Consider the following 12839-nt stretch of genomic DNA (forward strand, 5'->3'; position numbering starts at 1 on the left):
TGCGTGCAGCTGACGAATACTAATCGGTCGAGGGCTTATCCTATAAGCAATACACGGAATGATGTCTCAAACGTTTCGCATCCGGTTTTCAAGGCACAATCCCTTGAACCATATATTGGTTTGGTGATAATGGCGGAAGGGAACCACGCGTACCCATCCCGAACACGAACGTTAAGCCTTCCAGCGCCGATGGTACTCGGACCGCAGGGTCCCGGGAGAGTAGGACGTCGCCAAGCCGACAACAGAGCGCCCTTGATCGAACTAACGATCAAGGGCGTTTTTGCATAGTGAGGTAAAACTTCACTATGTAGTCTTTTTTCTCAATGAAGAGCCGCAATAGTGAGGTGAAACTTTCTTATTCGACCGTTTTGTTGTCCGAATGCATTAAATTCATCCGAATAAGGAGGTCTGACCTCACTATTTTGAGGATGAACAACCAAAGCCCGGGAATAAGACGGTGAAACTTCACTAAAGTGCGGGAGAAGAGCCCGGGAGGGCAAGACGCCGCCAAGCCGACAACAGAGCGCCCTTGATCCAATCAACGATCAAGGGCGCTTTTCGTGTCGATCTAGAACAAGGTGACGAACAGGAGCTAACGGAAACGGATGTCCGCTAAAATGGGCAAGTTTACATAATTCGGCGATGTAACGGAACGCGTTGTCCGCTAACACCGTTTTTTCTCGCAATTTTCCCGCTTTACAACAAATTAGCGGACATCCCTTTCCGTTAATTCGTAAAATTCCGCCGTTTGCCGCGAATTAGCGGACAATGTGTTCCGCTAAATTTCCTCGAAACCGCATACCTAAGAAAAAACACCTTTGGCGCACAGCAAATCATTACGTATGTCAGCGGCCATCTTAGCCGGTAACTTGAAGTCTGCCGCAAATGTCGCTCAATCACAATACTTCACGAGCGTAATGGGGCCTTTACTCCTGAACGCGTGCCGATTCGGACCGGCAAGATCGCAGCGCCAAATCGTCCCAAAACGAGAACAGGTCCCGGGAGAGTCGCCAAATGGGACGGCGAGCCGGTCCGGTTCGCGACACAATAAGAAAGGTCAACAAAAGATGGCAAACGGATTCGAGCGTGCATTATAATTTAATAACAAATAATAAAAATGGCATTTGAATGCGGATCAAGCATCAAAGCAAAGAAGGAGCTGCCATGACCACGATACCGACGATTAGCAAAGCAGGGTGGAACTTCGACAACAGTTATGCCCGTTTGCCGAAAATATTTTATTCCGAGCAACAGCCAAATCCGGTGCGAGCGCCGAAAATGGCCGTCTTGAACGAAGCGTTGGCTGCTTCCCTAGGGCTGGATGTCCAGGAACTGCGGAGCAAAGACGGAATAAACACATTCGCAGGCAATCATATTCCGGAAGAAGCATTACCGATTGCGCAAGCGTATGCCGGACACCAATTCGGGCATTTCACCATGCTGGGGGACGGCAGGGCAATACTGCTCGGAGAGCATATCACTCCGACCGGAGATCGATTGGATATTCAGCTGAAAGGCTCCGGGCGAACGCCGTATTCGCGCCGGGGCGACGGCCGGGCCGCGCTCGGGCCGATGCTTCGCGAATATTTGATCAGCGAAGCGATGCATGCGTTAGGGATACCGACGACACGAAGCTTGGCGGTAGTCACAACCGGCGAGACGATCATACGGGAAAGCGAGCTGCCTGGGGCGGTTTTGACTCGCGTCGCTTCCAGCCATCTGCGCGTCGGCACGTTTCAATTCGCGGCACAATGGGGAACGCCCCAAGACCTGCAGGCCCTAGCCGATTATGCATTGCAAAGACATTATCCGCATATCGAAACGGACGGCAACCGTTATGTTGCCTTCTATAAAGAAGTCATCGCACGTCAGGCCGAGCTGATCGCTCAATGGCAGCTCGTCGGTTTTATTCATGGAGTCATGAACACCGACAACATGACGATTAGCGGGGAAACTATCGACTATGGCCCTTGCGCCTTTATGGACGTGTATGACCCGGGAACGGTGTTCAGCTCCATCGATACGCACGGCCGTTATGCTTACGGCAACCAACCTTCGATTGCCGCGTGGAATCTCGCCCGACTTGCCGAAGCGCTGCTGCCGCTCTTCCACGACGATGAGGATCAAGCAGTGGAACTGGCTCAGGATGCGTTATCCGGCTTCTCTCAGTTATTCCGCCGTCATTGGCTTAACGGCATGAGAGCCAAATTAGGTATCTTTAACGAGGAGCAAGACGACGAAAGCATTATTGAAGACCTTCTTAGCATCATGCAAACGTATCGCGCGGATTACACCAATACGTTTCGCGCATTAACCTTCGATAAGCCGGAGGAATTGCCGCTGTACGGAACATCCGAATTTACAAAGTGGCGCGAGCAATGGAAGGCGAGACTAAGCAGACAGCAAGAACCGTTAGAAGCATCCGGCGATTTGATGCGAAGCCGCAACCCCGCCGTCATTCCGCGCAATCACCGGGTGGAAGAAGCTTTGGAAGCCGCAGTGAACGACGGGGACTACAGTGTGATGGAGCGCCTTCTTCAAGCGCTGTCGAAGCCTTACGCGCACATGCCCAAGCAGGCTGAGTTTTGTGCGCCGGCTCCGGTAACGAATCGTCCTTACCGGACCTTCTGCGGAACTTAAAAAGTCCGATAAAACTGCGCCGTTGTCCCGATCAGGGCCAACGGCGTTTTTGTTTTTTCAAACAAGTATGTTACTTTTTAAATTGCTGTTCCGTTATTTGTTTTGAAAGGTGGGCCCCTTTTCATGAAAAATTCATTTCTCGAATTATACGATCAATATTTTGACGACGTGTATCGGTATGTTTACTACAAGATCGGCAACAAATGGGACACGGACGATATCGTCAGCGACGTGTTCCGCAAAGCGTTCGAAAAGCAATCGTCCATACGGGACAATTCCAATCCGAAGGCTTGGCTCGTAACGATCGCGCATAATGCCGTCGTTGATTTTTACCGGAAACGCAAAGTAACGGTATCTACCGAACATATCGGCGACTTGGAGGAGCCGGGTGCATTCGAAGAGCAGTTTGAGCTGGATGATGATCTGGAATGTGTACAAAAATCGCTCGCCTTTTTATCGCCGGAGGATCGGGAAGTCGTGAATTTGCGGTATTTTGCCGACATGAAAAACCGGGAAATCGGGGAAGTGCTGCAAAAGTCGGAGGAAGCGATCAAAACCAGGGTGTTTCGATTGCTCAAAAAGATGAGCGTGCTGGTGACGAAGTGCTTAGAGGGAGTGAAGGAGCATGAATGAAAGAGAAGTCGAAGAGTCTATACTCCGTCTGAAAGGCAAGATGGAGGTTAACGAAACGTTAAAGCGCGAATTAAGATCTTCGTTCCGTGTGTGGAAACGGCGCCGCAGGCTTCGCAGAAGCGCCTGGATCAGCGCAGCCGCCGCCGTCGCTTTAGTATTTGTGTTTCTGTTTCAGCCTGCCGGGATTCAAAAGGTGGAAGCCGCTTCGCTCAAAATCCAAAACCAGGTATCGTTCGTCGATATCGGATCGGGGCATCCGCTTGGCGTTTCGGAAAGCGGCGGAGCAGTCTATATCCCTGTGGAGGGAAAAGGGTTATATGTTTATGACGACCAAGGGTTTCACCGGGTAACCGATCGGGCGGTGATTGAAGTGAAGGCGGACCCCGCCGGCGAAAGGCTGCTGCTTTCGGACGGGGAGAGCATCGGCATATACGATTTGCAAAGCAAGGAATATACCGAACTGCTGCGGGGGAACGGGACGGAGCGCATCTATGAACAGCCGTCCTGGAAGGACAATCATACGATTCTATATGTTGAAAAGGTGATCGAGTTTCGGCAAACGCACGGCTTCGACGTAAAACAATCCAGCATCAACGAACTGAATTTGAACAGCGGGGAATCGGTAAAAATCACGGAGGGGTCATTCCCTTCTTATTCGAAGGAAAGCCGTTCTCTCGTATTTCAAAGGGATCACGATTCGGTGCACCAAGTGGTGGCGCTCGATTTGTCCAACGGAAAGGAAACGGTAATTGACGAAGGCAGGTTTCCTTCGGTATCCGGAAACGGCGCGTACATTGCTTACGTCAAATCGGAGCAGACGAGAAGGGAACCGAAATCGAACGTATTTGTCGAGGAAAATGTCGATCAGGTTTGGATTTCCGATTTGGACGGAAACACGAAACGGGCCGTAACGAGGAACATTCCGAATAAGACGATCGATGAGACCGAATGGCTAAACCAAACGGAATCGGAAAATGTAGCGCAAGTGCTGCAGCTTTCGGGGCTATACAGCTACTATAACCCGTCCTGGGGCTCGGATTCCCAAAGCTTGTACGTGCTTAAGGACGTGAATCAGGAGGGCTCGGGCTTACGGATTATGCGCATCGACTTCTCGGAGCAGACGCTTGAGGCGGAGGAAACGGTAAAGGCGTTTAATCAGGCGCGTATTCGTCGCGATCTGGATTTTGCCCGCAGCTTGCTTCGGAACGACCAAGATTTTCTGATCGTGTCCAACCCGCATCAAGTAAGCTATGCCGTGCTCGGTTCGGGCAAGGAAGGGGAAAGGGAATACGTCGATGTGGAGGAGTATTGGGCTTACACGGCCAACCCGGAATATTTCATTGAGCGCATCCGTTATTACGTATCCGATTCGGAGGACGGCTATTTGATCGATGAAATGAAAAAGGTCGGCGGGCTCAGCGTCATGGAAGCTCCTGACGGCTCCATCCAAGTTCAAGAGGGCGAAAACAAACGATCGTTGTTCGCCAAAGAAGATATTCCGAAAGAGCTCCTGCCTGAAGGAGAGTTTCGGTTTGCATCGCTTGCATATATCGAGAAGCAAAATCGGCTTATTTTTACCGTGCAGGCGCTGCAGGACCCGTCGCACAACCAGAAGGCGTCCGTTCGCGTGATCGGCTTCGATGCGTCTCAACGTACGTTCCAGCCGTTTGCCCATGTGACGGACGTGAATGGAATGCAAAATATCGGGATCTCGAATATGATCGTGCCTCCCGGCGGCGGATACGCCGCATTGGATTTATTTTCGGACGACGATCCGGCGTTCGGAAGCCATCTGCTCGTGCTTGATTTGCAAAATAACCTGCAGTCGCGTGTTGAAGAACAAATAACGAATACGCAAGTCTCTGCAACTTATTCTTATTACTGGGATGGGGATGAGCTGCATTTCACGCTGCTAAGCGAAGGCGAGACGATGTTTTACAAGTGGGATGCGGCGCAGAAGCGTATCGAAAGACCGTAAAGACAAGGTGGAGTGGAGAAAATGACGATAAAAAAAGTAACAAGTTGTATGTTAGCGGCTTTGGTGCTGCTTGCTTCCGGATGCTCAAGCGTCGCCCGGGAGCCGGCAGAGCATGCGCCCGATCGTGAGGCTGCTTTCGATTCGGAGCAATCGAAGGATGAAGCCGAAACGGCGCCGAAGCTGAACCAAGCTGTGGAGCTCGATCATCTTCGCATACGGGTGGATTCGGAATGGACCGTTCTGGAAGGCGCCGATTCCGTGGCGTTTAAAAGCGGGGACAACACCGTCGGAGGAATTGACGGTCTCGGTTATGCGGATTCGGTCGATAGTCTTGTCCCGAACCACAGCATCGTTAAGGACTCGAAGGAGCTGCAGGGGTTGCCCGTAAAAGCCGTACAGGTAATCACGACCGATGATGTGAACGGTTCGGAGTCGGAGGACGCGCCGGAAACGATGCACATATTCTTGTTTCTGGAGGAACAGAAAGTCGTATACGACATCCGGTTCGATCCGGCCAGCGTAGATGAACAGTATGCGCTCGAAATCGTGAAAACCGCCGAAATCAAATGAATCGCGCAAAAAAGAAGCATGAGCATCGGGAAGGTTCAGCCCCAGCCTTCCAAAGCTCATGCTTCTTTTTTTAATTATAGCTTCCGCCGCTCTAACTGCTTCTTCTCATGAATGGAGAAGCGCAGCAAATCCCCATAGATGATGCTGTCGGAAAATTGCAGCTGATCCGCGGCTTCCTTCTGATACGGCTCGCAATAAGCGGCATCGGCAAGCTCGCCGGTGGCTCTGACGTAGCATGCGTTATCCGCGTAGACATACCGGTTCGTCACAAACCCTCCGTCCCGGAATACGACAAGCTCCGGGCGATTCTTCGCAAACAAATCGCGGCCGAATTCCAGGCTGTCCTTATGCTCGATTCCGAGCAGGTTCAGCAGCGTCGGCTTCACATCGATTTGGCCCGATACGGTATCCATGCGTTTACCCTTCATGCCCGGAATGTGTATGATCAACGGAACCTTCTGCAGCTGAGCGTGATCGTAAGGCGTAATTTTCGGGATGCCCAGCAGCTGAGCCATCGATTTATTGTGCTTTTCCGAGATGCCGTAATGATCGCCATACAGCACGAAAATCGAATTTTCGTACAAGCCTTGCTTCTTCACCTCGTCGAAGAACGATTTCAACGCTTCATCCAAGTAACGAACGGTTGTAACATAACGGTTTAACGTTCTTGACTTGGAGGTGTATTCCGGAATCATACGGTCCTCTTCCGGAAGCTCGAACGGATAATGGTTCGTTAACGTTATTAACTTAGCATAGAAGGGTTGAGGCAGCGTTTTGGCTTTCTCCACGGTTTGTTTAAAGAACGAAATGTCGTTCAAGCCCCAGCCGATTTTGTCTTCCTCGTTAACGACGTAATCCTCGACGGAAAAATAACGCTCATAACCGAGGCTCGGGTACATGTTGCCGCGGTTCCAATACGACCGGTCGTTCGCGTGGAACGCCGCCGGATAATATCCGTTTTCCTTCAACGTCTTCGGCGTCGTTTCGTAAGTATTTTGGGAATGCGTGAAAAATACGGCGCCGCTTGGAAGCGGATAGAGCGATGTGTCGATCAGAAATTCCGCGTCGGATGTCCGGCCTTGCCCGGTTTGGTGATAAAAATTTTCAAAGTAAAAGCTGTCCTTCAGCAGATCGTTCAGGAAAGGAGTAATTTCTTGACCGTCGATCGATCTTTCAAGCGCAAAGCCCTGAAGCGATTCCATCGAGATCAGGAATACGTTGCGGCCTTTGGCGGCTCCGAACATTTGCGGATCCGCATCGGGCTTGGAATCGTCACTGACCAACTCCTTCACGGTATTGTAATCGTCGTCGCTGGCAAACACTTTTTTCGAGCCCATTTTCGCGCTGATAATGGCATCGTACACGTGATAATTGTACGTTCCGAGGCTCTTCACTACGATTTGTCTGTCGAAGGTGCGCGACAGCAGCTCAGGGCGAGCCTGCTCGGCCATCGACAAATTTACAACGAAGATGATTGCGGCCAACCCGAAGGCGGTCACTTTTTTAAAGGAGCTTAACGGACTGAACTTTAGCTTCCTGAAATAAAGCAACCCGATAAGCAGCACGCAATCCGCAAAAATAAAGGCGTCCCGCGGCTGAACGAGCGTAAACACGCTGCCCCATAGGTCGCCCATATTGTCGCCCTGCAGCAGCACCGGAATCGTAATAAAATCGTTGAAAAACCGGTAATATATAAGATCCGCAAACAATAAAAACGATGAAACAACACTAAGGACCACCGAAAGGAACGAATGATACTTTCGGACCGCCAGCAGCAGGATGCAAATGACGACAAGCACCGAGCTTAAAGGATTAATAAGCATGATGAATTCCTGGTTCCATCCCTTGACGGGCAGGTCCAAATAAAACCGCTGGACGATATACGTCTTCAGCCACAGCAGCAAAACGACAGTGTAAATCAGATTGTACTTTCTCAAGACCGATCCCCTCCGATGAAAGCGGGCAACTGAAATTTATCGTTGCCTTTATCTCTCTAAAACATTCTTGTATCTCTCTTTTTAAGACCCCTCGTACAAACGGGAATAATGGGCGCTTGATTTGGAATAGTAAAAAACACATTTACGGATCAAGCGAGGAGCAGGAAATGAACGTGCATTCCGTCGAGAAACGTGCGATTTGGATGGCCGTCGTTGTGACAGCCGCATATGTTTCTCCTCTGTTTTTGTTGGGGGAAGACGCTCATATCCGCGTGCATGATATTTTGGACTCCAATATAGCTTGGTACAAAGTGTTGACGCGCAGCGGGCAATGGTTCGGTCCATATCATGCGGTCATCCCGCAAATTATGAACGGGTTGAACCGCAATGCGTTCGGCACCGAATTCAGCGGCATCGTGCTGCTGCACGCGCTCTTTCCTTCGATGACGGCATACGCGTTAAGTCAGACGTTATCGCGAGCCTTTGCGTTCATCGGCATGTACATGCTCTTGAAAGATCATTTCGTTAAAGAGCCGTCTTTGTGCTATATACGAGTCGGCGTCGCGCTTTGTTTCGCTTTAACGCCGTTTTGGCCTTCCGGGATGCTGAGCACGCTCGGCCATCCGCTGGCGCTATGGGCGATGCTGCACGTCCGAAATCGAACGGATTCATGGATTCATTGGATCACCCTATTTCTGTTGCCTTTTTACTCCAGCCTTGTGTTAGGATTTTTCTTTTTCTTGGCAGCCGTTTGCATCCTATGGATATGGGATGTTCTTTCCAAGCGGAGATGGAATTGGCGATTTTTGGCAAGCATCGTCTTTATGACTGCGATCTACTTGCTGACGGAGTATAGGCTCCTGCTATCGCTTGTCTTAACCGACGAGCCGACAAGCCGTAACGAATTTGTTTCCTCCAGGCTGGATTTGTGGCATACCGTAAGGTTGATGATCAAAAATTTCGTCCTCGGGCATAATCACGTCATGACGCTTCATACGGTCGTCATTTTGCCCGCAACGATTATTGTACTTTATTTATGTCTGGGATGTAAAAGTTGGAGAAATGACAAATTCAGCCGAATTTTTTTGTTTCTGTTCGCGCTTAATGCGCTGCTCTCCGTCTGGTACGCTTTTTGGTTCCATGAAGCGTGGCAGCCTTTGAAAGAGCGATTCGGGCTGCTGAATACGTTTAATTTTGCGCGGTTTCATTTTTTGCGGCCGCTCGTCATTTATCTCGGCTTTGCGGTCGCTTGCATGCTGCTTTGGAGGAACGGAGGCCGTAAAGGCCGCATTCTCGCGCAAGCGGCCGTCGTCGGGCAGATCGCCGTTCTGCTTTTATATAATGATGAGATCGTGTATCGAATAAAGGACGCGCCGAGCTTCCGGCAGTTTTATGCGGTCGAGCAATTCGCGGAAATCGATGCATATATCGGGCGGCCCAAACAATCGTACCGTATTGCGAGCATCGGGCTGCATCCCGCCGTTTCTCAATATAACGGATTTTATACTTTGGATTCGTATAACAACTTTTATTCGCTGCAGTACAAGCATGAGTTCAGAAAGATCATAGCGAACGAACTGGCGAAAAATAAAAAACTGCGCATCTATTTCGACACATGGGGAGGAAGATGCTACGTCTTTGTTTCCGAATTAGGCAAAAAATACGATTACCGCCGCGATTCGAAGAAACAAATTCGGAAGCTTTCGCTGAATACGGACGTTTTCAAGCGGATGGGAGGAACTTACTTGTTGTCTTCGGTTCCGATTGCAAACGCGGACGAGAACGGGCTTATATTCCGCAAATCGTTCGTTCATCCGCATTCCGCATGGAAAATTTTTCTTTACGAGGTTAAATAGTTCTCGTCCTTTATTTGGAACTCTGCTATAATAAGCTTATTCCAATTAAATGTAAGGAACGATTGCTGTTGCCACTGAGAGATTCTCTTGTTCTTATTGTTGACGACGATCCGGCTGTAGTTCATCTCATTTCCGAAACGCTGAAGCTAGAAGGCATTAAAGTGGAAAAAGCCTACAACGGTTCGGAATTATTTGAAAAATTGGACCAGCTCCCGATCACGCTCATCCTTCTGGATGTCATGCTGCCCGAGATCGACGGATTGGAAATATGCCGGCAGATCAGATTGCAGTTCCAAGGCCCGATTGTGCTGCTGAGCGGCAAAGACCGGTCCGACGATAAAATAATAGGACTTGAGAACGGGGCCGACGATTATATTACGAAGCCGTTTCAAGTCAACGAGGTCGTATCCCGAATTAAGGCGCATCTGCGAAGGGAGCGGCGGGTTAAGCTGGGGCGGCTCCGCCCGGATGCCGGTCTGATGTCGTTCAATAACGGTTCTTTAACGATTCATACGAAGACGAACGAAGTGACGCTGCTAGGTTCGCGCTTGGAGCTTTCGACGAAGGAGTTTCAAATATTGTCGTTTCTGGCCGAGAATGCAGGCAAAGTAATATCGAGAGAGCAAATATACGACCGGGTGTGGGCCTCGGAAGATCCTGTGCATATTCATACGGTAACGGTCCACATTAAAAATTTACGTTCAAAGCTGTCCGCCGGCAGTCGGCTCATTCGAACGGTATGGGGTTCGGGATACAAATTTACAGGCAGCCTGGATTGAATCGGGAGCATCCGCCCCGATTTTTTCTTGTGAAGGGAGTACCTCAACTTGAACCGGATCATCGTGCTGCTCATGACTTGCAACGCTCTAGTCGCTGTCGCGGCGTTCTTGAAAGATGTTATTATCGCCTCGTATGCCGGAACGAGCGCTGCCGCGGACGATTTTACGTTCGCTTATTTTATTGCCGATACGATCGGAGGAAATTGGCTTTCCGCCTCGCTCGCGGTAGCGGCGGTGACCATATACGCGAAGACGGAAGCTTCCTACGGGATATCGGGGCTTCGCCGTATATGGAGGCGTTCGACGGCCGTTTTTTCGTTATTTGCGGCGATGGCGGCCGTTTGCTTGGCGCTCCTTGGCCGGATGCTGCCCGGGAACGCGCTGCTGAAAAGCTCCTTAACGCTGATGTCGCCGATCGTATTGCTGCTGGCGATTTTTGCTACGGTGACGGCTTATTTGCAGTCAAGAAACCGGTTCGTCGTTCCCGCGGCCGCTCCTTTGCTAATGCACGGCTTCTTTATTGCGGCCGCCGCATTCGCCGCATTGTCGCAGCTCCCCGTCGAGCGGGGGCTGTTAATGATCGCAGGGAGCGTACCGGCCGGTGCGCTTGCGATGCTCCTGCTTGCGCTGCCGTATATGCGCGAACAACGCATGCGCGGCCAAACGTACGGCAATGCCGAACCGGACAAGCCGTTTCGGCAGGAACAAGTATCGCAAAGCATGAGCGAAATCTGGAAAATATTCGGGACATACTCTCTGCTTGCCATCGGCGGACAAGCGATTCTGTTGTGGGAGCGGGCTTTAGGCGCGACGCTGGGCGTCGGCACCGTATCCGCCGTGAATTACGCTTACCGCATCTCTCAAGTTCCCGTTTGGGTCGTCGCCTCCGCGGCCGCATCCATCCTTCTGCCGAAGCTGTCGGCTATGGCTGCCGGCGGACGCTTGTCCGACGCGAAACGGTTCACAGGCGGTCTGCTGCAGCTCGTTATCCTTGCCGTATTGCCGGTTACGCTGGCGATTTGGCTGCTCAGCGAGCCGATCACCGCCGTGCTGTTTTATCGCGGCCAGTTTACATGGCATTCGGTGACGCTCACGTCAAGTATTTTGAGCGGATATGCACTAAGCATCGTCGGTTACTCGCTCTCGGCAATCTTTATTCGGTGCTGGCTCGCTTTCGGGAAGGCGGTGCAGCCGGCGGCGATTGTGCTGCTCTGTACGGCTGCGACGATCGGATTGCAATGGCCGCTTGCCCAAAGCTTCGGACCGCCCGGTATCGCATACGGTTCCGCCGCCGGGGCGTCGCTGCAAGCGGCACTGCTGGCGTTGCCGCTGCTGAGAAGGCAGATCGTATCTTTGCACGCGCAAGGGATGGGCAAGGTGTTTGCGGCGGCTTTGTGCTTTACTTTGGTTATGGCGGCGGGCCGGTCGATGTGGGAAACATTTTTCATCGCGCCGGAAGAGCTTTGGAGAATCGTATTTTTATTCCTTACGTTGGCTGCGGGATTCGGTCTTTACGCGGTCATCGTGCGGAAAACCGCCTTGTCGCTTGCGAAAGGCTTGTCGCGGGAGTGGTGAAATGCCTTCGGGCTGTGGTATGCTAATGTGGGCTTTTTGAACAAACCGGACTTTATATAGAAGGTGTTTAAGCATGAAGGAGCAGGGGAACCCGCTGCAAAACGTCATCGCCGATACGGAGCGATGGGTGAAAGAGCATCTGGGACAGGACAGCAGCGGCCACGACTGGTGGCATATCCATAGAGTGAGAAATATGGCGGTCCGGCTTGCGCGCGAGACGGGCTGCAACGAGTTTGTTTGCGAAATGGCGGCGCTGCTCCATGATATTCCCGACGAGAAGCTGACGGGAGACGAGCAGGCAGGATTAAAGCTTGTAGAAGATTGGCTTTGTACGCATGGCTTGGACGTGGACGTCATTCGGCATATCATGCTCATTATTTCCACCATGTCGTTTAAAGGCGGAGGGAAGCCCCCCGCGGCGACGCCGGAAGGAAAAGCGGTGCAGGACGCGGATCGGCTCGATGCGATCGGCGCCGTCGGCATCGCCCGGACTTTCGCCTATTCGGGATGGAAGGGACAGCTGATGTATGATCCGGATTTGCCGCCAAGACAGACGATGACCGCAGAGCAATACCGGAATGAAAAAAGCACCGCGGTCAACCATTTCCATGAGAAGCTGCTCAAGCTCGCCGCGCTGATGAACACGCCGCAAGCGAGACGGATCGCGGAGGAACGGCATCGATACATGCTTGACTTTCTAAAGCGCTTTGAGCAAGAGTGGAACGGAGAAGCTTGATGCTTAGCCGGCATACGGATGACGTTCGGGTAACCGGACGTTTTTTCTTTGACGATTCAGAAAGTTCATCCTGCGGAATAAAGCAGGTTTATCCTTGAAGGTTAGTGGTTATATCTGGTTTTCATGCTGCTTTGA

9 protein-coding genes and 1 rRNA gene are annotated in these 12839 nt (G+C 51.3%); 9 read left to right on the forward strand and 1 reads right to left on the reverse strand.

The window, feature by feature from the left end; genetic code table 11:
• Positions 1-119: 119 nt before the first annotated feature.
• The 5 genes from rrf (at position 120) to PT964_RS04840 (ending at position 5821) form a co-directional block, all read left to right on the forward strand.
• Positions 120-236, forward strand: a 5S ribosomal RNA gene (gene rrf / locus PT964_RS04820).
• A 928-nt stretch (positions 237-1164) separates the two neighbouring features.
• The gene (locus PT964_RS04825) at positions 1165-2640 is read left to right on the forward strand and encodes a protein adenylyltransferase SelO (RefSeq protein ID WP_274362203.1); all 1476 of its coding nucleotides are present in this window, start codon (positions 1165-1167) and stop codon (positions 2638-2640) included.
• Positions 2641-2763: 123 nt separating this feature from the next.
• Complete coding sequence (locus PT964_RS04830) at positions 2764-3273, forward strand: RNA polymerase sigma factor (RefSeq protein WP_274362204.1); 510 nt, start codon at positions 2764-2766, stop codon at positions 3271-3273.
• Positions 3266-5251: a TolB family protein gene (locus tag PT964_RS04835; protein ID WP_274362205.1), complete on the forward strand. Its 1986-nt coding sequence runs from the start codon at positions 3266-3268 to the stop codon at positions 5249-5251. The genes PT964_RS04830 and PT964_RS04835 overlap by 8 nt, the downstream gene beginning before the upstream one ends.
• Before the next feature lie 21 nt (positions 5252-5272).
• A complete protein-coding gene (locus PT964_RS04840; RefSeq protein ID WP_274362206.1) occupies positions 5273-5821 on the forward strand; it encodes a hypothetical protein in 549 nt (182 codons plus the stop codon).
• 74 nt (positions 5822-5895) lie between these two features.
• Here the strand turns inward: PT964_RS04840 and PT964_RS04845 are convergent, their stop codons facing one another.
• Complete coding sequence (locus PT964_RS04845) at positions 5896-7758, reverse strand: LTA synthase family protein (RefSeq protein ID WP_274362207.1); 1863 nt, start codon at positions 7756-7758, stop codon at positions 5896-5898.
• Between the two features lie 167 nt (positions 7759-7925).
• Here PT964_RS04845 and PT964_RS04850 point away from each other — a divergent pair, with 167 nt between their 5' ends.
• From PT964_RS04850 to PT964_RS04865, 4 genes are all read left to right on the forward strand, one after another.
• On the forward strand, positions 7926-9614 hold the full coding sequence (locus tag PT964_RS04850) for a DUF6044 family protein (protein WP_274362208.1): 1689 nt from the start codon (positions 7926-7928) through the stop codon (positions 9612-9614).
• A gap of 68 nt (positions 9615-9682) precedes the next feature.
• Entirely contained in the window at positions 9683-10393 is a 711-nt protein-coding gene (locus PT964_RS04855; protein WP_274362209.1) for a response regulator transcription factor, read from the forward strand.
• A 48-nt stretch (positions 10394-10441) separates the two neighbouring features.
• A complete protein-coding gene (gene murJ, locus PT964_RS04860; RefSeq protein ID WP_274362210.1) occupies positions 10442-11968 on the forward strand; it encodes a murein biosynthesis integral membrane protein MurJ in 1527 nt (508 codons plus the stop codon).
• 73 nt (positions 11969-12041) lie between these two features.
• The gene (locus PT964_RS04865) at positions 12042-12704 is read left to right on the forward strand and encodes an HD domain-containing protein (protein ID WP_274362211.1); all 663 of its coding nucleotides are present in this window, start codon (positions 12042-12044) and stop codon (positions 12702-12704) included.
• The last annotated feature ends 135 nt before the right edge of the window (positions 12705-12839 follow it).

The sequence above is a fragment of the Paenibacillus thermotolerans genome, from assembly GCF_028745515.1.
Taxonomy (GTDB): Bacteria; Bacillota; Bacilli; order Paenibacillales; family YIM-B00363; genus Paenibacillus_AE; species Paenibacillus_AE thermotolerans.